Raw genomic sequence first — 26,502 nt, forward strand, 5'->3', positions numbered from 1 at the left:
GCAGCTTGAGCTTTAGTTCGTCGACGATACCGCGCAGCGCGTCCATCGACGGCGCGCTCACTTTCGCGCATAACACCTGGATGTCGCCAACCTTGACGGCCTGCGTTTCCAGCGAACCCGCTTCGATGCGGCTCAGCTTCGCCTGAAGCGACTCGTTCTCGCGGGAGAGTTCTTTTACTTGGCTGAACAGACCTTCGATTCGCTTCGGAACGTCCGCAATGTTCGACTTGAGCAGCGCGGAGGATTGCTTAAGCAGCTCCAACTGCTCCTCGTAGTAAGCATAAGCATGTCTGCCCGTTACCGCCTCGATCCGGCGCACGCCGGAACCGATGCCGCTCTCGCCAAGCAGCTTGAAGAGGCCGATCTGCGATGTATTGCCCACATGGCAGCCGCCGCACAGCTCCAGGCTGTACTGCCCGACCTGCACGACGCGGACGACATCGCCGTACTTCTCGCCGAAGAGCGCCATCGCGCCCATCGCCTTGGCTTCGTTAAGCGATCTATTGGAGATGTCAACATTTGTTCCGATCCAGATCTGCTCGTTCACTTTGCGCTCGATAAGCGCAAGCTCCTCGGCGGTAATGCTGCCGAAGTGGGAGAAGTCGAACCGGAGACGCTCCTCTTCTACAAGCGATCCCGCTTGATTGACATGGTCGCCCAGCACTTCCTTCAGCGCCTTGTGCAGCAGATGCGTAGCCGTATGATTCTTAATAATATCCTCACGCGAGGATCTGGCGACGGCCGCTGTTACGGTTTCTCCGGAGCGAACCGTGCCGGAGACGACAACGGCATGATGCACGTTCTGGCCATGCGGAGCTTTCGTCACGTCTTCGACTTGCAGCGTGAAGCCGCCGCCCTGGATCGTGCCTTTGTCGCCGATTTGTCCGCCGCTCTCGGCATAGAACGGCGTATGGTCGAGCAGCACCGCTACGCGGCTGCCTTCGCCTGCCAAGTCGACTAACGAATCATCGAGAATAATTGCCGTAATTTGGGCTTTAGTTACCAAGTCATTATAGCCAACAAACACGCTTTTATCCGTAAAGTCGGCAAGCGGTCCGCCCTGCACCTTCATGCTGCCGGTATCCTGGCGAGCGGCGCGAGCGCGCTCCCGCTGCGCTTCCATCGCGGCGTCGAAGCCTTCGCGGTCGACGGACAATCCGTGCTCCATCGCAAAGTCTTCCGTCAGGTCGAAAGGGAATCCATACGTGTCGTACAGCTTGAAGGCGTCGGTGCCGCCGATCGCGCCGGCTCCCGCTTCCTTCGCGCCCTTTACGAGCGCTTCCAGCAAGACGAGGCCGTCCGACAGCGTCTCGTGGAACCGCTCTTCCTCCGTGCGGATGACGCGCTCGATGAACTCGCGTTTCTCGACCACTTCCGGGTAGTATACGCCCATCACTTCGCCTACGATCGGCGTCAGTTCGAACAGGAACGGACGGTCTACGCCGAGCGATTTCCCATAACGGACCGCACGGCGCAGCAAACGGCGAATAATGTAGCCGCGTCCTTCGTTCGACGGCATAACGCCATCGCCTACGGAGAAGACTACCGTGCGGACATGATCCGCGATGACCTTTAGCGCTATATCCTGATCTTCGTTGACTTTATACTTCACGCCGGCAATGTCGCAAGTCCGGTCGATGATGGGACGAAACAGGTCTGTGTCGAAGTTGGAGTCCACGTCCTGCAGGATGGACGCAAAGCGCTCCAGACCGGCGCCTGTATCGATGTTTTTGTTCGGAAGCGGCGTGTAGCTACCGTCCTTGTTATGGTTGAACTGCGAGAATACGAGATTCCACACTTCCAGAAACCGTTCGTTCTCGCCGCCGGGCCAGCATTCAGGATCGGACAGGTCGCCGTATTTGTCGCCGCGGTCGTAGAAGATTTCGGTACACGGTCCGCAAGGACCTTCTCCGATGTCCCAGAAATTCTCTTCCAGCTTGTAGATGCGCTCTGCAGGCAGGCCGATCTTCTCATTCCAGAAGCGGAACGCTTCTTCGTCCTCCGGGTACACGGTAACCGACAGACGGTTCGGGTCGAAACCGATCCACTTCTTGTCGGTCAGGAATTCCCATGCCCACGTAATGACTTCTTCCTTGAAGTAGTCGCCGATGGAGAAGTTGCCCAGCATTTCGAAAAACGTGTGGTGACGGCGCGTCTTGCCTACGTTCTCGATATCGTTTGTGCGAATGCATTTCTGCGAGTTCGCGATCCGCGGATTGTCCGGAATGATGCGGCCGTCAAAATACGGCTTGAGCGGCGCCATTCCCGCATTAATCCAGAGCAGGGACGGGTCGTTATGCGGCACGAGCGACGCGCTCGGCTCGATGTTATGGCCTTTGCTTTCGAAGAATGCAAGCCACTTGGATCTGATTTCGCTAGCTTTCATGATTTCGTTCCTCCCTGTTTGTCGATGCGGCTGCCCGCTCGCGATAAATTCGTGTTCAAAAAGTTCGGTTCTCAGTACCGAGAAGATTGAAGGCAACTAGAAACGGAGGAGCGGAGCGTAGCAGAGCTACGTGAGCACCGGATGGTTCGGTTGCGTTCAATATTCGATGTCGAGTAAGCTTCTAGGCATACCTCGTAATGGGAAGCGGACTTTTTGAACTTCCTCTGTTGTGACAAATAAAAAACGCCCCTGTCAATGACAGGGACGAATGATTATCGCGGTACCACCCTGGTTATCGCGCTGCATAAGCGCGATCGCCTTCGTGGACGATAACGGGTCCATCCGGTGAAGTTCGTTCACGCTCCGAAAACAGCTTTCGGCCATTCTCCGCAGAAGCGCTCTCTCAACCGACGTTTTCCGCCTTGCGGCAATGGAAACGAAGAAGCGCTCTCTCTGGCAGGCGGGTTATGAATAGCCTACTTATTTTCATCATAGCTTTAAGGACGTTCAAAAATCCAAGATATTGAAACCGGATTTTAGAACCTTTATTTGTATATATGCTTGCACAAATTATAGCGGTCCCTCGAATCGCTGTCAAATGATCTTTCGCCTAACATAATAGGCAAACATATGCTGGACAATCACTTTGCAGGCCGCAAAGATCGGGACGGCGAGTATCATGCCGGCGATGCCGGCGATCTGGCCTCCCGCAAGCAAGGCAAATATGATCAGCAGCGGATGCAAATGCAGCGTGCGCCCGACGACTTGCGGCGAGACGACGTTGCCCTCCAGAATTTGACACAGCGTATTCACTATGGCCACGTAAATCATCATTTTGAGAGAGATGGTGGACGCCATGAGAAGCGCGGGCGCCGCGCCGAAGAACGGTCCTAAATACGGAATGACATTGGTGATCGCAACTACGCTGGCGAGCAGGAGCGCGTACGGCATGCCGATCAGGAGATACCCTCCGTAAGCCAGCGTGCCTACGATGACGCAGACAAGGAACTGTCCTCGTATATAGCTTCCAAGTGCCTGGTCGATGTCCTTCATAAGGCGAACCGTGTTCTTCCGATGGGACTTCGGCACATACGTAATGATGGTGCGCTCGAACACATCAAAATCCTTGAGGATGTAAAACGCAAGAAAAGGGATAATGAACACGACGAACACCGCGCTCAGCATGGAGCCGATATTGTTGACCAGATGGAGCAGCGACTCCGAGATCCGCTTTTCGATACTTAGCAATGCCTTGTCCACGCCATCGCGGAAACTCTCCGGCAGGAACGATGTATTATTGAGATCCGTCACGATGCTTTGCGCGCGCATCGTCAATTCCGGAATATGATGATTGAGCTCCTGCACTTGCCCCACAAACATGGGAATCAGATTGACGAGCAGCACCGCTATGGCCGCGCAGAATACGGCATAGATGAGCAGCACCGCGATCGTTCTTGGCACCTTGCGTTCGTGAAGCATGGTCACGATAGGATTAAGCACGTAGGAGATAATCATCGCGATAATAAACGGTCCCAGCACCGCCTTGAGGAAGACGTAGATCGTGACGAACAACGGCTTCAACTGCAGCAGGAAATAAATCGCGATAAGACCGAGAATCAAGTAGACAAGCCACACGAACAGCTTGTTGTTAGTGAACCGTTCCACCCTTGCACCCCCCGTACTTGCAGCAGCGCGATCTTTGGTCAGACAGGCTGCTTTAAGCCCCGGACATCAATCGTGCGTGCATCTAGTTCAGTATATGTACAAGTTGGGGGAATCATCCTCTTTATAATCCGAGCCGGATGTCCGAACGAGGGAGGGAGTTTTTTTCGTATCGTCGAAATAAACACTAAATGACGGCCTTTCGGCCGCCTCGAGTATAGTCATGGAAATAATGGTAGTCCAAGACCTTTACTTAATTATCCGTTTAGCTGTTCATGGACGTGATTGTGAGCAGCCTCATCTTCAAAAAACAAATCGTCGAGCGAGCTAAGCGTGCCGTCCTCTTCGACCTGGTACACCGACATCTTTTCGCCGTTGACCGTCAATTCAATAAAACAGCCCCAGCAATAAAACTGGTGGGAACCGATCTTCCCGATATCTTTCGAATTGCAATTCGGACATCTCATCATAAACATTTCTCCCTATTCTCTGAAATTGGAAGCTGCGACAGGCTCCAATTCCGCTTCACTGACAGCAGGAACGATAATCGCGTCTTCCCCGAGCAATACCTCATCCGGATCACTCGGCGCTTTCAGCCATTTACGCCCTTCCATCAGATCCGAAACAAAACCGTCTGTAAGCTCATAGCCTACTATCTGTGTACCCTGAAACGGGAAAAAATAAACATCCGACACCCGTCCGAGCTGAACGCCATGCACCGTAACGACGGGCAGATCCTTCAACTTGATAATGCCGGCGTGAAACGCCCGGCTCACTTCTTTCGGTTTCATGGCAATGACCGCATCTTCTTTGGAGATGATAACGGCATCTTCCCCGCACGTCAATACATCGTCCCATGAAACTGCGCGCGCCGTTGCCGCGAACCACTTGGCGAACTCCAGGATTAAACCTTTGAGACGCCAATGTTCGTCGAACCAAGCATCCTTGACGGTGCCGACGAGTTTCCCGGAATGGATTACGATGACCGGCAGCCCGATCAGCCTTTGGAGTTTGATCACTGTGGAAGGAATCCTCCTATCCTTTGTTTCGGATACGGTCCGCGATCGCCACGACAGCCCGGGCCGCATCCTCCAGTTCCTCCAAAGTATTCCCCAATCCGAAGCTAAATCTTACGGCCGAGTCCAGCCGCTCCGGAGATAAGTTCATCGCTTTGAGCACATGTGACTTCTCCAGAGATCCCGATGTGCACGCCGAACCGCTTGCGGCTGCTATGCCGGCCATATCCAGATTCATAAGCATGCTCTCTGTCTGCAAGCCCAAGAAGCTGACATTGACAATATGCGGCAATTGAAAGGTCGGGTCAGGATGGCCGTTAATAACAATTAACTCGCTGCCAATGCCTGCCTGCAAAAGCTCTACCCATTTCTTACGAAGCTTGTCCAAATAAGGTTGCTTTTTTTCTCGTTCGTTCACACAAATGTCAAGCGCGGCGGCGAATCCCGCGATTCCGGCAACATTTTCCGTTCCGGCGCGGCGCTTCCGCTCCTGCGAACCACCGTGGATTAATGGCTCGAAAGGCGTTCCGGCAGCTATATACAATGCGCCAACGCCTTGAGGCCCGCCTATCTTGTGGGCGGAAAAGCTCATCAGATCGACAGGCATCCGGGAAAGCTCGTAGCGGATCAAACCAAGTGTCTGGACGGCGTCCACATGGAAGACCGCGCCGATAGCCTGGACCGCTTCGCCGATATCCCCAATACGTTGCAGCGTGCCTACTTCGTTATTGCCATGCATGATGCTGACAAGCGCCGTATCCGGCCGAAGCGCATCTGCAACCTGATTCGGGTCGACGCTGCCATACTCGTCCACGGGCAATATCGTAAGTTCGAAATTTTCTTCGTCTCTTAGCCATTCGCAGGTATGGAGCACGGCATGATGCTCCGCAGCCGATGTCACGATATGGCTTCTGCCCTTTTTGCGCTGAGCTGTTGCCGCTCCGATCAGGGCGGTATTGTTGCTCTCCGTACCGCCGGAGGTAAACATCAGCTCGCCTGGCTTACAGCCGATTGCCGCTGAAATAGAATCACGCGCACGGCTGATTCGGCTTTTGGCAGCCCGTCCGTACGCGTGAACGCTGGAACCGTTGCCGCCAGGGCCTTGCATCAGCTCTACCATCGTTCTCACGGCTTCTGGATGCATGGGCGTTGTGGAGGCATGGTCGAAATAATGGTTGTTCATATTCGTCACCTTAAATGTAGAACATATAGGAGTCTTTTTTGTCGGCGTCTTGGTAATTAATCAAGTTCTCGAGCGTCGTGGAATCGAGCACCTCCGCAATGCTGTCGCGGATCCGCAGCCACAGGTTGCGCTTGGCGGGGTCGTCCTCTTCCGTAAAGTCTACCGGCGAGATCGGTCCTTCGAGAATGCGGATGATATCCCCTGAAGTAATGTCGGCGGGGTCCTTGGACAATATGTATCCGCCGTATGCGCCTCGAATACTCTTGACTAACCCTGCGTTTCGAAGCGGGGCGACCAGCTGCTCCAGGTAATGCTCGGATAATCCATTGCGCTCTGCAATGCTTTTCAAGGAGATAGGGCCTTCGCCGAATTTGGCTGCAAGCTCCATCATTATGGTGAGTCCGTAACGGCCTTTTGTCGATATTTTCATTGATAGCACCTCTCTCTATAAAACACTGTATTCCCATCATCCTTATATGTTAACATATCGATTGCCAATCGTGTGCAAAAAGCTTTATTCTTTCATGAAAAACTTTTGTCGATATGGTACAATGGAGCATGCTTTAATCCATTAGGCGGTGATTATTTTGGTCAAGAACAATGCGAATACGCGCGTCGTCGTCGGCATGTCGGGCGGCGTCGACTCTTCCGTGACGGCTCTTCTGCTCAAGCAGCAAGGCTACGACGTCATCGGCATATTCATGAAAAATTGGGACGATACCGACGAGTTCGGTCATTGCACGGCGGAAGAAGATTCCGAGGATGTACGCCGCGTATGCGATCAGATCGGCATTCCTTATTATACAGTCAATTTCGAGCGGCAGTATTACGATAAAGTATTCTCTTATTTCCTCGACGAATACAAGCGCGGACGTACGCCCAATCCCGACGTAATGTGCAATCGGGAGATCAAATTCGGCGACTTTCTTAACAAAGCTCTAGAGCTTAACGCCGACTACCTCGCGACAGGCCATTACGCCCGCGTCGAACGCGATGCGGACGGCACGACTCGCCTGCTGCGGGGCGTGGACGGCAACAAGGACCAGACTTACTTCCTGAGCGCGCTGAATCAGAATCAGCTTGCGAAGGCGATGTTCCCCATCGGACATCTGCCAAAGCCCGAAGTGCGCAGAATCGCGGAAGAAGCCGGCTTGTACACGGCCAAAAAGAAGGACAGCACCGGCGTCTGCTTTATCGGCGAGCGGAACTTCAAGGAGTTCCTTAGCGGGTACTTGCCGGCCAAGTCCGGCGATATGATCGATATCCGCACCGGCGAGAAGAAGGGCCGTCATGACGGTCTCATGTATTATACGCTCGGACAGCGCCAGGGACTTGGCATCGGCGGTTCGGGGACAGGCTCCGGCGAACCTTGGTTCGTTGCGGAGAAGGATCTGGAGCGTAACATTCTGTACGTCGTTCAAGGGGAGAAACATGTCAGCCTTTATTCGGAGAGTCTGATCGCTACGGACATCAACTGGATTGTGCCGCGCGGGGGGAGCGAAGGACCGCTACGGTGCACCGCGAAGTTCCGCTATCGCCAGCCCGATCAGGGAGTTACGGTGACTCTCCGCAATGACGGATCGGCACTCGTTAACTTCGACACACCTCAAAAGGCCGTAACTCCGGGACAAGCCGTCGTCTTCTACGACGGAGAACAATGCTTGGGCGGCGGCACGATCGACGTCGTAAACAAAGTGCCTGCAGACTTGCCGGTATAATAAGAGTCCGAAAGACCACCGAACGATCTCGAGGCGAAACACTAATAATGAGTGTTCAAAAAGTTCGGTTTTCAGCACATGAGAGTACGCTTCTTGGTATACTTCGTGATCAAAAGCGGACTTTTTGAACTACCTCTAATAGGACGAACCCAACTGTAGTTATCAGCCGCAGTATCGGTTCGTCCTGTTTGGCTTATCGCTAATCGCCGAGGAAAACAATGTCGGACTGTCCGTGCCTGGCTTCAGCCTCCAAGCTGCGGACAGTAAGACGAGAAACGCGCAAATGCAATGTCTCCTCAACAAGCATTTCATATTGTCCGTCGACGGCGACATGCTGCCCGATCTTTGGCGGGAAGTCGACCCTTGCGTACATCCATCCGCCAATCGTGTCGAACTCATCCGTCTCGATCGCCGTGCCGAAGTAGCTGTTGACCTCTTCGATCAACATAAGCCCGCTGATCGAATGCGAGCCATCCTCCCGCTTTATAATCCCTGGGGTTTCGGTATCGAATTCGTCCTGAATATCGCCTACGATCTGTTCCATAATATCCTCCAGCGTGACAAGCCCGGAGGTCCCTCCGTATTCGTCGATCAAAATGGCGATCTGGCTTCGTTTCTTCTGCATCAGCTTGAGCAGAACGCTAATGGGGATATTCTCCGGAACCGTCGTTACAGGACGGATCAACGAAGACAGATCGCTGGATTGCCGCTGATCGTCCTTGAGCAGGTCTTTAATATGAACGAAACCTGTTATATTGTCTTTATCATGTTCGCAGACGGGATATCGGGTACGCATGTGCCCAATGGCGATAGCCTTGTTCGCCGAGAGAGAGAGGCCTGCTCGCAAACAAATCATGTCGATGCGGGGTATCATGATTTCGCGGGCGGTTGTGTCGGTGAATTCGAAGATATTATCGACAAGCGTAAGCTCGGTCTGGTCGATATAACCTCTCTGATGGCTTTCCTTCATAAGAGTCCGCAAGTCTGCTTCCGTATGTGCGTCTCCATAACCATTCGACGGATCGATACCCAACATCGGCATAAAGACGTTCGCAATTCGCAATTGCAGGCGCAACACGGGCAGGAGCAAGATATACGTCAGTCTGATCGGGCGGGCCATGCGAAGCAATGCAGCTTCCGTATTGCGCTCGACGGCTCTTAGCGGAATCAACTCCCCAAATACGAACAACAAGGTGACGCTGATCGTATATACGATGATACAAGACAACACCCATGACGTATCCGGAGAGCCTGCACCTAACTCTTCCAGCCATGGGGAGACGCGTCCTTCTGCTGCCCAATAAGACAACAAACCTAATCCGATCACGGCAATTGCCTTGCCCAGCCGGCATGCCGCTGCGTAGAGCCCGCGGCTTTCCAATAGTGAGCCCGCAAGCGGATGACGAGGGAATCCATCCTCCTTCCCGAGCTCTTCGACCCGGTTCATTCGGGCAAGGGTAATTGCCGCATGAGCCGCAACAAAAAAAGCGTACATTCCCATGATGGCCAATACGACGACAAACAACCAGCCTAATGATAAGGGTTCACTCAAACGTTGTCCCGCCCGACGCTGCATGCCGGTAGCATGGCTGACGGCAGGCCCACCTCCCTTGCAGACGACTGGATATCATAATTGATATATATTCATGGCGGCTTTTCCTTTATGAATGTCGTAAACGAAACGAAACATAGAAAGTTCACGACTCTGCAACGAATTCATGGGGGACGTTTCGTCAGCGGCGATTTTGTTTTGGTATAATGATAGGAGCCTTGCCCGCAGAACGCCAATAATTACCATCACATAGCAAAGAGGAGGAAAATGATTATGAAACGTATATTGTTGATCTGTCTGGCTCTTATCTGGCTGCTTCCGCAAGCGGCGCTTGCCCACTCCAAGCTGACGGAAAGCGTACCGGAGAAGGATTCCACATCGGAAGCGGCGCCTCAGGAAATCCGGCTTACTTACGACACGCAAATCGAGAAAATCAGCAACTTCAAATTGTTTGATGCAAGCGGCGCGGAGGTTGCGCTTGGCGAGACGCTGGTGGAGGGCGACACGATGTCCAATCGGCCGAACGCTCCGCTCGGCAACGGAGATTATACCGTCAAATGGACGATTGTCGGCGCAGACGGACACGCCATCGAAGGCCAATACGGTTTCTCGATAGCTACTCCGGCAGCAACGGCGACACCTGAGCCAACGGCCACTGTAGCTCCTACTGACGGGGAAGCGACGGAAGAGCCTGTCGCAACCCAGGAGCCTGCTGCGACGGAAGATAATGAATCGACACCTTCCCCATCGCCATCCACGCCGCCGGATTCGGAGGAAACCGGCAATAACGAGGACAAATCCGGCATGTCGCCTTTGATCGCGATTGGCGGTATTATCGTTATCGTAGCGGTTGCGGCGGTACTCCTTAAAAGAAGGAAACCATGATCTATATTAGCGAAGGTTTACTTTACATCTGCTTTGCCATTTTGACGGGCTCGCTGCTGCTCCGGCTCATACCGGAGCGGCTTCGGCCATCCATACATGTGCCGGATGGCGTATTGCTGGCATGCGTTGCCGCGATTCCCGTGCTTTCTTTTGTTCCGCTTCATAGTCTTGCCATGTTGTTCTCCACCCAATTCGAAATTTCGTACGGAGAGATGATGCGCAGCATTCTGATCGACGTTAATTCCGGCAAAGCATGGGTATGGACAGTCGTCGGCTCTGCCGGACTTATAGTACTGCTTGGCGTCAAGTCGTTCCGCAAGGACCGCCATTTGCCCAAGATCGCATTGTTCGTAACGCTTCTGCTAATCGTCTGGTTAGGTTATGCCAGCCATGCTTCATCGTTGAGCCCTACCAAAGGTTTGATTATACATACGGCGCATTTCTTAGGCTTCACGGTATGGATTGGCATCCTGTTCGTTGCGGGCTGGTTCGCCAAGGATGACCGGAATTGGCCGGCGTTCCTGGGCTGGTTCTCCCCTGTCGCCATAGGAGCCGTTATTTTAACACTTGCAGCCGGTTTTACGCTCATGACCTTTACTACGCAGGACTATGTCAAGTCTTGGATCTTGCCGTACGGTCAGGCGCTTTTGCTTAAGCATGCGCTAATTTTGCCTTTGCTCGTCTTTGCGTTTACCAATGGCTTTCTCTACCGAAAAATGTCTCTGAACAACGAGTCGTTCAGCCCGAGGGTCTGGCTCAAGGCAGAAGGCGTAGTTGCCCTGCTTGTCCTTGCAGCTACTGCTGTTCTCGGTCAGCAAGCGCCTCCGCACAACGTGCAGGAGACGCTGCAGGTGGAATCTCCGTCTCCGTTGTTCACGCGCATCTTCCAAGCCCCTTACAGTCCGGACATGGATTTTACGTTTAACTGGACGGGCAGCGGTCTTATGCTATTTGCCGCAGCGCTTATTATGCTTGGCGGCATCATCGCGATGTATCGTGCCAGACGCCCGGCTTTCGCGCTGGCGATGGGCATTTTCGCGGCTGTATTCGCCTATCTTGGCGCCATGTTCTCTATGGCTTGACATTTTCATTTTAGCCGTACGCGCGATAGCAATTGTTCTCTTTTGTAGATCCATGTTTCCACGTTTCTCGCAATAAACAGAACTCGCGGTAATAACCGTTCTTCTATTTAAATTATTTAATTGGCGCTGCGCTGTCCGCGGCAAACGATTGATCATTGCAGCAGCTTCGGCCCTTATTGCGGGTGCGGGTTGGCCATAATACAATTGCCGATCGTGATAACCGACCGATAATTTGCCATCGTTGATCACCCGTCGTTTTGACCCTGAGTACGAAATAGCGCTGTCCCAGAAGTGCTCGAATGATAGGGCAACGTTCCCATCTATACGTGAAAGGACCTCGATTTCCACTGTAAAGTGGTGATGAGGTCCTTTTACTTTAAAAAATCCGACTTGACTTGGGTCTCGAAAATTCACAATTTGGCGTTTTGGACAACCCCTATTGCTTCTGGAGGACGCCGATGACTCATTCAGCTTCTTCAACCAAGCGAAAAACTGACGGCGGTTGATTGGTTTGACTTTGCGCCAATGCTTCGTCATTTCGCCACTTGCTTGGACTACCTGGACTTGAGATTCCCATTTCATTCGAATCACATCTCTGTTCAAAGAAAAGACCTCCTCGGAATGGTTATTGAGAAGGAGGAGGAAGAGGAGGAGTATCCTCTTTACGATTGCTAAATTCGAAGAGCTTGATGCTTGGCAAATGAGCGAGCTCCGTCTGGCGGCTTCGAGGCTCGCGTGTATGATATTTCATACACAATAGCACCGAACTCGCCTTTTCGTGGCCCGCGAGTATGAAATTTCATACACAATAGCATCGGACTCACCTTATCAGGGCTCGCGTGTATGAAATTTCATACACAATAGCACCGAACTCACCTTATCAGGGCTCGCGAGTATGAAATTTCATACACAATAGCACCGGACCTGCCTTTTCGTGCCCGCGAGTATGAAATTTCATACACAGTAGCACCGAACTCGCCTTATCAGGGCTCGCGTGTATGAAATTTCATACATAATGGCACCGGACTCGCCTTATCAGGGCTCGCGTGTATGATATTTCATACACAATAGCACCGGACTCGCCTTTTCAGAGCCCGCGAGTATGAAATTTCATACACAATGGCACCGAACCTGCCTTTTCGTGGCTCCCGTATATACATCCTGCGCTTGGTTCGCCCGAATCATTCCTCCGCATACCTTCCGTATGTCCGGATGCCGCCATCCGCTTCCTCGAGACGTAGAAAAATGGGGCGCTCGTCAGGTGTTTGGTTCGGAGCATGAACGGCCAGCAGCCGCTCGCCGCCGAAGGTGCGGAACACCATCCCGTGACCGCCATCGTCGCGATACAAAGGATCCGGTGCTTGCTCCCAAGGCCCCAGCACATCCCCGGAACGGGAACGGGCAAGGCCCAGCGCGTACCGATTGTCGATGAAGCTCGCCCATAACATGTTCAGCACACCGTCCTCCCCATGGAACAGATAGGGACCATCCGTTACATAATTGTTCCGTCCGGGATAACGTTTATGAAGGAATGGCGTCGTCCACGGAGCCTCCGAAGCCTTGAACAGAAGCACAGACTCGCCCTCGGCCCGCTTCAAGTCGGCAGACAGTCGAACCGCCCGCACCTCTCCGTCCCCTGTCTGCTGCCATTCGTGGCAGAACGCCATCCAGGGATTTCCCTCCGAATCCAGATGCAGACTGCCGTCCAACGAGCTCCATTCCACTGGCGTTACAGGACCGTCGCTGTGCGGTACGAAGGGACCAAGCGGACTTTCGGCGACCAGTACGGCCGTGCCAAGCAAATCATTATCCTTGCGGCGGAACGTCGCGAACATATACCATCGTTCGCCGACCTGATACACCTCCGGCGCCCAGAAGTTTGTGTCGGAATAAAAGTTCTCATCCGGGCGGAACACCGGCAGCGGTCCATCCCATGTTGCCAGGTCCTCGCTAACGTACGCATCGAAGCCCGTTCCCTTTCCCCAAATGTTGCTGTCCGTGCTGCCGTACATATAATATCGGCCCTCCCGCTCCAGCGGAACGACAAAAGGGTCGCGAATTTGAATGTCCTCCAGCGTTTTCATGCATCGTGCCTCCTCTTATTCGTACGTTGGATAGACGATGCCAATATCCTGAACGCTGACGAACGTCCCATCCCTGTAAGCCAGCACTTCATTGCCATTGACTTCGAAAGTAGTCCGAGCCCCGTTCCACTCGACTTCCCCGCGGACCTTCTGTACGGACATCCCTGTCAAACCAAGCAGCTCTCCCTTGCCGTTCGTCCTCACCCTAATGCCGCCCGGGAACGTCATCCATATCGCGTTGTCCCGATACAGCACGGAGCCTTCTTTACCGTTTATCAGCTCAAACCGAATGCCGTCTACCGTTCTGCTGTATGCCGTCTCTTCGGCGATTTCTTCGCCGTGGTCCAATGGGTACGGTCTTAAGGCCGTAAACCATAGTTCGCCGTCCGGCGTAGGACGAATGCCGCACAGCCTTTCGACGAAGTCCAGCACGCATAGGATCGAAGGCGAATAAGCTTCCGTGTACCCTTCTTCCCCCGTCCACGGACTTATTGTCTGCCCGAATCTCTTCATCCGAGCGACGGCGGACAGAATCGGCTGAATAACCCAGGTCAGCTCCACATGGCGGCCGTGTAGCTCGAACGCATGAGGCGCCCTGATGATGCTTAGGAAGTTCGATGTGCCCCCCCAGGTGTTGTAAGCGGAGGACGGGTCGAATCTGGGATCATCCATGGCGATAGACGTAAAAGGATATTTGGCGAAAAACTTGCGCGTATTGAGCAAATACCGCCCAAGCATCTCGTCGAAGAAGCCGCGGTCTCCAACCTCGCAAGCCATTACCCGCAGCAGTACGTCGGACTGAATACGCACGAATCGCTCATGACGGTCGCGGTCATAAAAGAACCGATCCCGCTCGTCGAAGCAATAACCGAAAAGAGCCTCCAATGTCTGCTCTGTTTTGACGCCCCATCCCGAATCCGGAAGACCGAGCGTCTCCGCCATCTTGGCCAGATACAAACGCTGGCAATAGACGTTGGCCGTCAGATCCGGCGCGAGAAACGGGAGAACGGGCGAATTAGGATCGACAGAGGCAGGATCTCCTCCGTGCGGCGTATCCGGAACATGCCAAAACCTCGGCGATAGATCATGCCCCGTGTCAAATGTGCTAAACGCCTCGATGCAGCCGGTTCCGCGAGTATTGCGGTACTGCATCAGCCAATCATCGTAGCGCTCCATGGCGCTGTACATGCGGTTAAGAAAGGCTTCGCCGCCACCATTAAGACGGTAATGATTCCATACGGATCTCGCGAGCGGCGTCACCAGCTGAATTTGCCGGAAGGCCGGACCAAGCTCCGTAACCTTGTAGGGCATTAGCCCGTCTTTCCGCTGATGCTCGGCAAACGAGGCAAAAGTCGCTTCCGCGACGGAAGGCACGAACCTCGACAGCAGCTCCGCATTGATCGTGCCCGTGCTCTCCAGCCAGCAGCCCCGGTACACGCCTCCCTCGTGCAGGATAGGCGTCCTGCTTGCGCCGGTAGGCACGATGCAGCTCAGCAGCGATCTCATCGCGTTGCCGTGCGTCTCCTCCAACTGGCCGGAGGACGCCGCAAACGCGACGCCCCCTGCCTCCCATTCTGCCGCGACCGCTTCGTGCTCGGGACTTAGGCCGTTCGCCGAACCGAACCTTTCGCGGATAGTACGGTTTCGTAATTTTCCCAGCAATTGTTCAATCATGATGAGAGATCACCTGCCATTATTGGTTGCTATTTAAAATTTTGACCGCGTTCTGGTAGAAATCCTTGACCGCCTGCTCTACCGTCTTGCGTCCGAAACCGATTTCCTGCACCGTTGTTTTGCCCATCTTCTCGAATTCGGCGTTGCCCGGAGGATTGTAGCTGACCGCGAACGGCTCGGTTTTCGTAGCGTCGGATACCCGGCTTGTGTAATCGTATACGATTTTGTCGACGTCGCTCGCTTCCGCTTCCAGCAGACTGCGGTTCTTCGACGTTACGGGCACGCCGCGGTTGTTGCCGAGAATCTTCGCCGCTTCCGGATCATTAATAAAGAAACTGATCAGCATAGCGACTTCCTTCGGATGCTCCGTCTTCGCATAACCCGACAAGCCTTGGCTGGATTCGAACACGACGCCGGTTCCCTTCGGTCCTCTCGGCAGCTGCACCATCGTCAGAGGATCTTCCGTCAGTCCTTGATAAGCTCCGAGCTGATTGGAAGGAATGAGGTTCATCGCGGCTTTGCCGGAAGTGATCAACGATTTGCTGGGATCATCGATTGGATGCGATACCGCAAGCTCCGGCGTTACAACCCCGCCGCCTTCCGACGTCTTCGACCAGTAGCCGAACCAGTCCAGCGCGTTTTTCTCCTCGAAACCGAGCTTGCCGGCCGCCATATCGTAGAGCTGGGCGCCGTTTTGCTTGTAGGCGATGTCCATGCCCTCGAACGTGAAGTTATACGTGCCATAGTAGCCATCGCCAAGCTTGGCCGCGATTTCGTTGCTGATTCTGGCGTAATCGTCCCAATTCCAGCCGTCCTGCGGCACGGGAATGCCTGCTTGCTCGAATAACTTCGTATTTACGACGATGCCCCTTGCGTTCGCGCCAGCCGATACATGGACCAGCTTGTCGGCGAGCGTGCCATATTGAATCATCGCAGGATCCATGTCGGAGAGATCCAGTTCATTGCCGACGTACGGCGTCAGGTCCAGCAGCACATCCTTGTTCGCGTAATCGACAACGTTGCCTCCCAGGAAAAAGACGTCCGCCGCCGTTCCGGAAGCAAGCTGCGTATTCAGCTTGTCGAAGTAGCCGGATGAAGGAGCGAATTCTCCGATGACCTTGATGTTCGGATTTTTGTCCATGAACAGCTTCAGGACCTGGTTCGTAATATCGGCACGCGCCTGGTCTCCCCACCACATGACGCGCAGCTCTACCTGCTCTCCTCCGCCAGCGTTGGTGCCGCCCGCGTTGTCAGGGCTCGGTGAACTGCTTACCGCGCCTCCCGCTCCCGTTCCTCCCGAGCAAGCCGTAGCCAGCATGCTGATTGCGACAACCGCACCTACTGCTAATTGACGTTGACGTTTTAACATGTCGATCTCCCCCATTATCGTAAATGTGATGTGACTTCGCCTTACAACGTCATCTTACCGAATGACCGAAGGAAGCGGCATACCATTCCTTCGGCACTTGACTTATCATTTTTTCGGGTGCCTTCGCCCGCTTTACTTTAATCCCGTCGTCGCGATGCCTTCCAGGAAGTAACGCTGGAAGACGAGGAATACAGCCGTTATCGGAAGCAGGGACAAGGCTGACATGGCCAGCAGCGCTCCCCAGTCCGAGGAACCGCTTGGGTCGAACAACGCCCGAATCCCGAGCTGCACGGTGAACAGACGAATGTCGCTCAGATATATCATCTGGCTAAAGAAGTCGTCCCAGGTCCAGATGAATGTAAAGATCGCGGTTGTAATAAGCGCCGGCGTCAGCAATGGCAGCATGATGCGGAAATAAATTTGTTTGTAGTTGCAGCCGTCGATCGTCGCGCTTTCGTCGAGGTCCTTCGGTATCCCCCGAATAAACTGCACCATAAGCAGAATAAAAAACGAGTCGGTCGCCAGCCACTTCGGCAGGACGAGCGGGTAATACGTATTGATCCAGTGCAGCTCGTTAAAGATGACGTATTGCGGCACCAGCGTTACATGGTAAGGCAGCATGATCGTCACAAGCATAAGGGCGAACCAAAGCTTGCCGAACGAAAACTTTAGCCTGGCGAACGCGAACGCCGCAAGCGAGCAAGTTATAACGTTGCCAAGCACGCTAAGGATGGAGATGACAAACGAATTCGCGAAAAATCGGCCGAACGAAATCCCCTGAAAACCAGCCCAGCCGTTCTTGTAATTGTCCAGCGTAAACGTAGCGGGCCATAAGGAAGGGTCGGAGAAGATGAGCTGATTCGGCTTAAAGGAGCTGGCAATCAGCCATAACACGGGATATATCATCAGCAGTCCCAAAGCGATGACGGGCAGATGCTTGAGCGGCCCGGCAAGTCTGGTTTTCATAGTAGTTGCGGTAGTCATGGCCTCCTTACCTCCCTTCCTTATTATCGCCATAGAACACCCAATATTTCGAAGTGACGAAAATGACGGCCGTCAACAATCCGATAATCAGCAGCATGATCCAGGCGAGCGCCGATGCATATCCCATTTCAAAGAACGAGAACCCTTTCAGATACAGGTACAGGGTGTAGAACATTGTTGCGTCAAGCGGGCCGCCGCGGCCGTCGCCGATAACGAATGCCGGCGTGAATGCCTGGAACGAATTGATGACGCCCATAACAAGATTGAAGAAAATGACGGGCGTCAGCATGGGCAGCGTAATGCGGCTGAACCGTCGCCAGCCATTGGCGCCATCCACTTGCGCCGCTTCGTACAGATCGGAGGGAATCTGCTTGAGACCGGCAAGGAAGATAACCATTGCCGAACCGAACTGCCACACGGATAACGTCACGATCGTGTGAATAATATAGTCGGGATGGGCAATCCAGGACGGCCCTTCGATGCCAAGCCAGGCCAGAGCGCGGTTGACCGCGCCGGTTCCGTCGAAAATCTGGCGCCAGACGATCGCGATCGCCACGCTTCCTCCAAGCAGGGATGGAATGTAATACACCGTCCGATACAAGCCGATCGCGCGCAGCCCTTTATTCAGCACCATGGCGATCATTAACGCGAAGGCCAGTTTGAGCGGCACGGAGAGGAACACATATTTAAACGTCAGCCACAAGGAGCCTCTAAACGTGTCGTCCTCGGCAAAAATGCGCGCGTAGTTCTCGACTCCGATCCAGGTCGGCGGGGACAGCAGCGTGTATTTCGTAAGCGATAAGTACAGCGAGCCGGCCATCGGTCCGGCCGTCAACAGGAAAAATCCGAGCAGCCACGGCAGCAGAAACAGATACGCCGTCCGATTCTGATCGCGAGCCAAGGATTTGCGTGAAGTTCCCATGGCAAAGCCCCCTTCGAGTGATGAATGCACGATCAAACGTGCTGTACATTCATCATAAGCAAGGAGGCTTTTCGTTAACATCTTATTTCTTCGGGAGTTCGCTATCGTTTTTTTCAGATGGGCGCTGGCGGTATTCGGACGGAGACAAGCCGTACATACGTTTGAACCGGGAGCTGAAGTAGCTTGGATTGGAGAAACCCGTCAGCTCGGATATGTCCCACAGCCCGAGGGACGTCTCCGTCAGAAGCTTGGCCGCATGCCCCATTCTCACATCCGATACGTACCCAATGAACGTCTTCCCCGTCTTCGCCTTGAACAATTCCGAGAAGTAAGACGGGTTGTAGTTGAATTTCTCGGCCAGCGAGGTCAGGTTCAGCTCGTACATGTAATTTTCGTCGATGTAGGCCCGGGAAGCTTCGATGACGGAAATCTCCGCGTCTTCTCCGCGTTCGCCCAACCGGTCGACGACGGAACCCGCCAGCTTGCGGAGATGGTCGGCCGCCAGCTCCGGCGTCCGAAGCTGCAAAGCGACATCCGGACGCAGCCATAAGGAGTCTTTGCCGTCGAAGGGAGCTCCTGCTTGCTCCGCAAACGATTCTATCGCGAGATGAAGCCGGAAGATCGTTTTCACCAGCATCGTTCTGGAATATTGCTGCGCCTCCACCAACGACTCCATGACGAGCCGTCCGAACGTTTCCAGCTCTCCCTTCTTCAGCACGCGGTGAAGCAGCTGAAGCTTCTCTTCCGGCAGAAATGCCGGCTCCTCCGAGGGACGATCCGTTTGGCGGCCGTTGCCTTCCGACAGATGCCAGGACAGCAAAGCGGTGGAAAATCCTTCCCTCCACTGGGCAAATCCCGTTACGGCTTCCCCGATGCCTATCGTCGGCTCGAAGCCGAGATGGCTGCGGACGGCTCCCCTTAGCTCGTCCATATAGGCATGGGCTTGACCTTTGTCGCCGCGGACGATGGCATGTATGAGACCGGGATAATGCTCGTCCCGGAATATTAGCACGGCATCCTCCCTGCGCTCGGCCAGCTCGCGGCAGAGCAGCTCGAAGGGAAGCCGAAATTGACGCGCGGGACGGCTCTCCTCTCCTTCGGAGCGCTCCAGCAGTCCTGCGCTTACGAACCACACGGCGCCTTCGTTCCACGCTTCCAGTCCGAATCGCTTCGCCCGCTCCAGACGTCCGCCGGGCTCTTCCGCGCCTCCCCTCGCCAATTGCAAGAGGAATCCGTCCCTCAGCTCCTTATAGTACCGGGAGAGCTGCCACTCCATATCTTTGGCGCGCCGCGCGTCCTCTACTTCCTTATCGAGTTCCGTCTTGACTTTTACGAGCGCATCCGTCAGCTCGTCGCGCGCGACTGGCTTGAGCAAATAATGTCTCGCTTGGTGACGAACAGCCGCATGGGCGTATTGGAAATCCTCGTAGCCGGTCACCACGATGAGACAAATGCCGGGATCCAGCCTCCTGCAAGCCTCCAGAAACGACAAGCCGTCCATGACCGGCATATTCATATCCGTTATAACGATGTCGCAAGGCTCCTGCTCCAGCAGCTCCAGCGCTTCCTTGCCGTTGGAGGCTTCCCCCGCGATTCGCAGTCCGAGCGCCTCCCAATCCACCTTGAGCCGGATGCCTTGCCGGATCTCCTGCTCGTCATCCACGATCATCACGTTGTACATCGCTTAGTTCCTCCTGTATCGGAATGAGCAGCGCAATGGAGGCGCCGCCGAGTTCGCTTGTTCCGATATGGAACCGGAACAAGTCCCCGTAATAGAGGCCGCACCGGGCAAGCACGTTGCCGAGCCCGATCTGCTTGCTCTTGCTCACGAGCACATCCTCCATTCGGGCACTCAGCGTTTTGTCCCGCAGCTCGTTGATTGTCTCCTCGGGAATACCTGGACCATTGTCTTCCACGACTAGTCGGATATGGCCTTCCGCCCGCTCCGCCCTTACATCCACGTAGACTTCCGTGCCGTGCCTGAATCCGTATTTCACGGCGTTTTCGATCAGAGGCTGGAGTATGAACTTGATGACGGTGTGCCGTTCCAATCCTTCCATCTTGTCGATGGAAAGGTGGAGGCGGTCGCCGAAGCGCACGCGAAGGATGGAGGCGTAATCGCCTGCGTATTTGAGTTCATCCCCCAGGCTCACAATATCATCGCTCATGCGCAAGGAAAAGCGCATCATCCTTCCTAGCGATTCGATAACGTCCACATTGTCATCCGTTCGCTTCTGCATGGCCAGACTGCTCATCAGCTCCAGCGTGTTAAACAGGAAGTGCGGATTGATCTGCATAAGGAGCGCCTTGTACTCCGCCTGCTGACGGAGCAGCTTCAGCTCAAATTCCGTCTTGATGTGCTGACGAAGCTGGACGACCATCTTACGGAACGTAGATGTTGCAAAACCGACCTCATTGCGAAGCCCCACTTCCGGCGGCATTCGAAGCTCCGCCTGGGCGAAGTCGCCGCGCTGGACGTGCCGCATGGCTGCGACGAGGCGGGACAGGGGCTTGGAGATGCTGTGGGACAGCCATATCGCGAGCCCGACGGATAATAGGAGCACCAGCGTGGCGATCGCGATCATACTTTGGCGGAGGTCGAACAGCTCCGCGTACAGATCGCTCTCCGGCACGATGCCGACCAGCATCCAGTTCGTCCGCTTCAGCTTTTTAAAGACGATGATCTCCCTCTGACCGCTTGAATTGTCCGAATGGATGACGCCTTGCTTGCGTGAGTCCTGCTTAAGCGTTCGCACCAGCTCCGTCCTCTCCTCCGTCGGCTCGAAGCCTTCTTGGCCGAGCATCGGCAGCCCGTTGGAGCCAAGCAGATGGATGGAGCCCGTCACTCCCAGGTGAATTCGGTCCAGCGGCTCCAGGAAATAGTCGGTGCTTACATTGATTTTCATGAAGGCGCTTGCGTGCCTGGGCTCGAACTCGGCGATAGGCATAATCATGCTGACGACGGGATTGTCATTATTAAAACGCCGCTCGACAAGGTCGACATGCCCGGCCACCCAGCGTTCCCCCTTTCCCTTGAAATCCCGATACCAGCTCTCTCCAAGAAACGTCGCATCTTCCCCGAATTGATTTTCGCCGCTGACCCACAGACCGTCATCGCGGTACACCGTTACGCGTTGCACGCTCGTATAGCTGTTGGTCGCTTGGGTAAGGAAGGTGCTCATCTCCAGGTTGGAAAGGATCTTCTCTCCCGTAGGCAAGCCCTCCTCCCCGAGCCGATCGTCCCAATCGCGAGTCGTTTCGTTGTTGAACACGAGCGAAGCGACATCGTATACTCCCATCTGTACCATGTCTACATAGGAGCCGTACTCCTCCATCTTCTCCAGCGCGGAGGACTCCAGTTGTGAGAGGATGATCGACCGCGATTCGTTAAACAAGACGGCCGACAACGCGCCGAAGGACAACACGAACAATAAAATAAAGATTGCGATAAGCCTGCTTTTGAGCGAGTAGAACATAACCTTCCTCCCAGCCTGTTACTCATCAGAAATCGCCGAACACGGAATTTCCAGCTTGACTCGGGTTCCATGGCCTTCGCTGCTGCTGATGTCCAGCCTGTGTCCGTACAGCATCTGAAGCCGACGGTTGACGTTGCTTATGCCGATCCCTCCAGACTTCCCCTGCTCCAGCATATGCAGCTTGTCCTCGCTCATACCGACGCCGTCGTCCTCTACCACGATTTCGATCGCCGCCCCGATTCGCCGCACGGCAATATGTACAGTCCCCCCGGACGGCTTTTGTCCGATTCCGTGCCGCACAGCGTTCTCGACAATCGGCTGAAGCGTCAGGGGCGGCATCATGCAATGCAATTTTTCGTCCGCTTCATAATGGATCTGCAGCCTTTGCCCGAAACGCAGCTGCTCGATAGCCGTGTATGCTTTGACCAGCTCAAGCTCGCGGCTCAAGGCAACCATTTCGCTATCGAATACAAACGTAAATTTGGAGCGCAAGTAGGTAGTTAAATGATTGATCGTTTCGCGAAGCTTATCCGTATCCTTATAGCTTAGTCCTACCAAACTGTTTAAGGTGTTATACAAAAAATGCGGCGTAATTTGCGCCTGGAGAAAGTCCATTTCCCTGCGTATCGCGTTTTCCGAAGAGCTTTTCATCGCGAGCAGCGACTGCATCCTTGCTTTAAGTTCCGCTAGCTCGAACGGCTTCTGCACGATATCATTGGCCCCTGCGGCGAAGGAGGCAACGATGTCGCCTGTCTGTCCCGAGGCTGTCAGCATCAGCACAGGCAGCTCCGCAAGCCCCTGCGTGGACCGAATGGCTCGGCATACCTCCCGACCCGATATTCCCGTCAGCATCAAGTCGAGCAATATCAAGTCGGGATTGGGGGATCCCCGCAATGCCTCAAGCGCCTCTTCCCCGCTGTTTACCGCCGTATATCCATAACGCAAGGAAGTTACCGCATCGATTAATACTTTAATATTAGAAGGTTCGTCATCTACGATAAGAACATGAAATTGCGCCTCGAGATCCCCTTGCGAAACACCGGACATCATATCGATCGCAGACGGCTCACCCTCCATCGCTGCAGCTGCTTCTTCCGACTGTTTGTCGATCGGCAGCGTAAAGGAAAATGTAGAGCCTCGCCCTACCGTTGACTCCACATGGAGCTTGCCTCCGTGAAGCTCTACCAATTGCTTCGTAATGCCAAGCCCCATACCAAGACCGATGCCAAAACTTCTGCGGACAGGATCCTTGCCTTCGTCCTCATACTTTACAAAAGGCTGAAAAATTTCGGCGAGCGCTTGGGCCGGAATGCCAATCCCGGTATCGGTCACGGTTACGACCAGGAGATCATCCTTCCGCTTGGCTGCTATACTTACCGTTCCGCTTTCCGTAAAATTCAATCCGTTCTCCAGCAAGTTGTGCAAAATTTGCTTTAACCTGTTTTCATCGGCGATGACCAGAGGCAGCTCGTTCGGCAGCCCGTTGACGAGCCTCACTTCCTTATTGACAGGTGCAATCGACAACGTCTCCATAACGAATTGAACGGAATTTCCGAGATTGACCGAAGTAGGATGAATCAATAGCTGACCATGCTTGATCCGGTTCATGTCCAGTATATCGTGTACGATTCCGGCGAGACGCCGCCCCATCAGATGAAGCAGGCGGATGTTGTCGCGATGGTCGTCTTGCAGAGGGCGATCCCGGTTGTCAAGCAACGACTGGGACAAGTTAATGATGCCATGCAACGGCGTTCGCAGTTCATGCGATGTTTTGACCAAAAAATCGTCTTTCTGGCGGTCATAGATCAGTAGCTGCTCGGCCAGCTGCGTACTCTTGCGGAAGTTCTCCTGAAGCCGCTCCGACATAAGCAATGCCTGGGACAAGACGAGCAGCAGCGGAGTAACGATCATGTAGAAAGGGTTATCCAATGCCAGCTGATAACGCAATTGCGCAAAGAGCCAGGTCACGATCAGGAAGAAGACGCCTAGCAGCGTATAATAACTGCCATGTACGCCCCTGCTGCGACTGCGGAACACGCTGTACACGATCGTCGCGAATACGGCAAATTGAACAGGTATGGCCAGCCAAAGCGTCGATGTCAAATAACGGTTGGGCAATACGATAATAAGCGCCAAAAACACATACGCGAATCTGCTTAACCAAACAAATACGACATTTTTTTGTTGACCGAGATAGTTGTGGACATAGGTGGCAAAAAAATAAAACGCGAACAAAGATAAAATAAAAATCAGCTTTTGCAGCAACGAAAAGGGGAGTTCCGGAAAAAGAATCATCGCCAATATTTCATTGTCGATGCTGAAAAACAAACCGGTCGACAAACAAAAAAGGCAAAAATGCATTAAATATCTTTCCTTGCCCCATTGTCTAAACATGCCCGCATAATATAATCCGAATGCCAGCATGATGGTGATCAATGTCATGTCGGCCAGTCGCGCGGCATCGAGTTGAGCCTTTACATCGTTCGTAAACCCGAAATCCGGAGCCTGAACGACTCCTCCTCCCAAATAGTCGTAGCTGGCTACTTGAATGATGATTTCCGCCACGCCTTGCTCCAGCATAACCGATCCGAAGAAGGGAGCGTTGCTTGGGACAAATTGTTCAGCCGCCATGGACGGGTTGCCGTTTCCTCCAATATCGAAGCCATTTATATAAATACGGCTGGACAACCGGATTTTATTGGCGCGCAAGCTATAGATTCCCGTCTCGTTCACTTGCAGCAGCAATCGATAGGTGGCGGCGCCGTGACCGTTATTGTAACCGGAAGTGAACATCTTCTTCAAGCTGCCCGGCACTTGAACAACCTCTCTCGATGATTCGAGCCGCGCTGCGTCCGCCCGGAAATCATCCGGCCCGAGCAGCATGTTCTCGTACAGCTCCCACTCGCCTCGCAGCTCCAGTACGCCATCGTCCGCAAAACTCCAGCCTCTCGCGTCCAGGAGGCCGTCGACGGCCTCGATCTTCCGATCGGAAGGAGAAAGCCACTGGTATACGCTAAATATATTAACAAGACCGAATATGACGATCATCCCGAACAAAACAATATGTTTGTTGTACATGTATGCCATCCTGCTCCAATCCTCCAGCTCCATCCTCTACATAACATTCTGCATGAATCGACACGATCCTCCTCCCGTTCGACAACAATCCCGGTTCAGGCAAATACGTACAGCAAAACCCAGTACCTTAGGCGGTACTGGGTCACAACTACCCGGATTGCTTGTTCACGACTGGCGTGGGATCCAGAGCTTTTCGACAGCCTTTTGTTTATTTTGGACTGGCAGCCTGACTGACAACGGCATCCCAGCCTATGCTGCGGAACCAGAGCTTGTCCTGATTTTCGCTCAGGGCGACCTTGACGTATTCGATCATATTCGAAGGCAGCTCGCTCAGCGGGAACCATCTCAGTTCCTCGCATTTATGCGGCTCCATGTTCATGATCTCGCCTTTCCAGGCCCTTACGGTTAAATAAAAATCGATCCACTCCGAACCGGATCCGTTAGGATTCCTGCGATGGGCGATGCCGGTCACCTCCAGCTCGGACGGGTCAATATCGACGCCGGCCTCTTCTTTAGCCTCTCTAATCGCGGCCGCCTTCACTTCTTCATTGCCATCGATCCGTCCCGCCACCACGCTCCACTTGCCATCCTCGAAGCCCGTATTTTTCCGCTTTAGCAACAACACTTCATCTTCACGGAAAAACAGGAGATGCACCGCTCCGTAAAATACAGGCGTTCTTTTAACAACAACTTCCGCCATGCTGCTCGTTTCCCCTTCTCCATTCGTTTCTTCGCCAACCCGGCAATAAAAACCGTCAAAAACGAACCAGCAGCTTTAAGTGGACCGACGCTGCTGGTTTTGTTTGATTCGGTCCTCCGTCCCCTGCTCCGAGGCATGGTAGAACGTCTTGCTCGCGATTTGATCCGGCAAGTACTGCTGCTTGACGTAATGGCCAGGATAATCATGCGGATACTTATATCCCTCGTGGCCGAGCTCCGCGGAGCCCTTATAATGGGTATCGCGCAGATGCAGCGGAACTTCGGCATTGCCCGCCCGCTCGATCGCACTCATCACATTGCCGATCGCGACGGCCGTCGCGTTGGACTTGGGACTTTCCACAGCAAATAGAATCGCTTGTGCGATATTGTATTTGGCCTCCGGCCAGCCGATCTTGTGATAAGCGTCCATCGCCGTTACGGCTTGTATCATGGCTTGCGGATTCGCAAGACCGATGTCCTCGCTGCATGCGACGATAAGTCTGCGAATAAACGTCATGGGATCCATGCCGAGCCTCTCAACTGCGTAGAGAAACCAGAACAACGCAGCATCGCTGGAGCCGCGCACGCTCTTGTGGAAGGCAGAAAGCACGTCGTATTGCGTGGACAGATCCGCCCGGATGGTCGGCTTCCGTATGGACTCCTGCGCCACCTCCAGCGTCAGCCGGACGGTCCCATCCGGCTGCGAGGGCGTCGTCACCGCCGCCAGCTCAA

20 protein-coding genes are annotated in these 26,502 nt (G+C 54.0%); 3 read left to right on the forward strand and 17 right to left on the reverse strand.

What is annotated here, in order from left to right:
* The 6 genes from alaS to cymR all read right to left on the reverse strand — a co-directional run.
* On the reverse strand, positions 1-2,386 hold a 2,386-nt coding region (alaS, locus tag PAT3040_RS16345; RefSeq protein ID WP_108993577.1), incomplete at its 3' end, for an alanine--tRNA ligase.
* A gap of 594 nt (positions 2,387-2,980) precedes the next feature.
* Positions 2,981-4,051: an AI-2E family transporter gene (locus tag PAT3040_RS16350; protein ID WP_108993578.1), complete on the reverse strand. Its 1,071-nt coding sequence runs from the start codon at positions 4,049-4,051 to the stop codon at positions 2,981-2,983.
* A gap of 254 nt (positions 4,052-4,305) precedes the next feature.
* Positions 4,306-4,518, reverse strand: coding sequence for a YrzR-like zinc ribbon domain (locus tag PAT3040_RS16355; protein WP_087566457.1), 213 nt, complete (start codon positions 4,516-4,518; stop codon positions 4,306-4,308).
* Positions 4,519-4,530: 12 nt separating this feature from the next.
* Entirely contained in the window at positions 4,531-5,067 is a 537-nt protein-coding gene (locus PAT3040_RS16360) for a PRC-barrel domain-containing protein (protein ID WP_087566458.1), read from the reverse strand.
* A 16-nt stretch (positions 5,068-5,083) separates the two neighbouring features.
* Entirely contained in the window at positions 5,084-6,247 is a 1,164-nt protein-coding gene (locus PAT3040_RS16365; RefSeq protein ID WP_108993579.1) for a cysteine desulfurase family protein, read from the reverse strand.
* A gap of 10 nt (positions 6,248-6,257) precedes the next feature.
* Positions 6,258-6,677: a cysteine metabolism transcriptional regulator CymR gene (cymR, locus tag PAT3040_RS16370; RefSeq protein ID WP_087566460.1), complete on the reverse strand. Its 420-nt coding sequence runs from the start codon at positions 6,675-6,677 to the stop codon at positions 6,258-6,260.
* Positions 6,678-6,834: 157 nt separating this feature from the next.
* Here cymR and mnmA point away from each other — a divergent pair, with 157 nt between their 5' ends.
* The gene (mnmA, locus tag PAT3040_RS16375) at positions 6,835-7,965 is read left to right on the forward strand and encodes a tRNA 2-thiouridine(34) synthase MnmA (RefSeq protein WP_108993580.1); all 1,131 of its coding nucleotides are present in this window, start codon (positions 6,835-6,837) and stop codon (positions 7,963-7,965) included.
* Positions 7,966-8,164: 199 nt separating this feature from the next.
* Here the strand turns inward: mnmA and PAT3040_RS16380 are convergent, their stop codons facing one another.
* Positions 8,165-9,517, reverse strand: a complete 1,353-nt coding sequence (locus PAT3040_RS16380; RefSeq protein WP_258235007.1) for a hemolysin family protein — start codon at positions 9,515-9,517, stop codon at positions 8,165-8,167.
* A gap of 273 nt (positions 9,518-9,790) precedes the next feature.
* On the opposite strand from PAT3040_RS16380, the gene PAT3040_RS16385 reads away from it, so the two are divergent.
* Positions 9,791-10,402: a copper resistance CopC family protein gene (locus PAT3040_RS16385; protein ID WP_181376658.1), complete on the forward strand. Its 612-nt coding sequence runs from the start codon at positions 9,791-9,793 to the stop codon at positions 10,400-10,402.
* Positions 10,399-11,484, forward strand: coding sequence for a CopD family protein (locus PAT3040_RS16390; protein ID WP_108993583.1), 1,086 nt, complete (start codon positions 10,399-10,401; stop codon positions 11,482-11,484). Before PAT3040_RS16385 ends, PAT3040_RS16390 begins: the two co-directional genes overlap by 4 nt.
* Positions 11,485-12,665: 1,181 nt before the next feature.
* Here the strand turns inward: PAT3040_RS16390 and PAT3040_RS16395 are convergent.
* The 10 genes from PAT3040_RS16395 to PAT3040_RS38700 form a co-directional block, all read right to left on the reverse strand.
* Positions 12,666-13,568, reverse strand: a complete 903-nt coding sequence (locus PAT3040_RS16395) for a glycoside hydrolase family 43 protein (RefSeq protein WP_108993584.1) — start codon at positions 13,566-13,568, stop codon at positions 12,666-12,668.
* A gap of 15 nt (positions 13,569-13,583) precedes the next feature.
* Entirely contained in the window at positions 13,584-15,242 is a 1,659-nt protein-coding gene (locus PAT3040_RS16400; RefSeq protein ID WP_108993585.1) for an MGH1-like glycoside hydrolase domain-containing protein, read from the reverse strand.
* Between the two features lie 19 nt (positions 15,243-15,261).
* Positions 15,262-16,611 (reverse strand): ABC transporter substrate-binding protein, encoded by a 1,350-nt coding sequence (locus PAT3040_RS16405; RefSeq protein ID WP_108993586.1) that lies wholly within the window; start codon positions 16,609-16,611, stop codon positions 15,262-15,264.
* 132 nt (positions 16,612-16,743) lie between these two features.
* A complete protein-coding gene (locus PAT3040_RS16410; protein ID WP_246608563.1) occupies positions 16,744-17,595 on the reverse strand; it encodes a carbohydrate ABC transporter permease in 852 nt (283 codons plus the stop codon).
* 7 nt (positions 17,596-17,602) lie between these two features.
* Positions 17,603-18,517, reverse strand: coding sequence for a carbohydrate ABC transporter permease (locus PAT3040_RS16415; protein WP_108993588.1), 915 nt, complete (start codon positions 18,515-18,517; stop codon positions 17,603-17,605).
* Positions 18,518-18,599: 82 nt separating this feature from the next.
* On the reverse strand, positions 18,600-20,198 hold the full coding sequence (locus tag PAT3040_RS16420; protein WP_108993589.1) for a response regulator: 1,599 nt from the start codon (positions 20,196-20,198) through the stop codon (positions 18,600-18,602).
* Complete coding sequence (locus tag PAT3040_RS16425; RefSeq protein ID WP_108993590.1) at positions 20,173-21,993, reverse strand: cache domain-containing sensor histidine kinase; 1,821 nt, start codon at positions 21,991-21,993, stop codon at positions 20,173-20,175. Before PAT3040_RS16425 ends, PAT3040_RS16420 begins: the two co-directional genes overlap by 26 nt.
* An 18-nt stretch (positions 21,994-22,011) precedes the next feature.
* Complete coding sequence (locus tag PAT3040_RS16430) at positions 22,012-25,071, reverse strand: ATP-binding protein (RefSeq protein WP_181376659.1); 3,060 nt, start codon at positions 25,069-25,071, stop codon at positions 22,012-22,014.
* A 208-nt stretch (positions 25,072-25,279) separates the two neighbouring features.
* Entirely contained in the window at positions 25,280-25,771 is a 492-nt protein-coding gene (locus tag PAT3040_RS16435; RefSeq protein WP_108993592.1) for an NUDIX hydrolase, read from the reverse strand.
* 75 nt (positions 25,772-25,846) lie between these two features.
* A partial coding sequence (locus PAT3040_RS38700; RefSeq protein WP_507763369.1) for an AAA family ATPase occupies positions 25,847-26,502 on the reverse strand: 656 nt, incomplete at its 5' end.

The sequence above is a fragment of the Paenibacillus agaridevorans genome (genome assembly GCF_003112455.1).
Lineage (GTDB): Bacteria > Bacillota > Bacilli > Paenibacillales > Paenibacillaceae > Pristimantibacillus > Pristimantibacillus agaridevorans.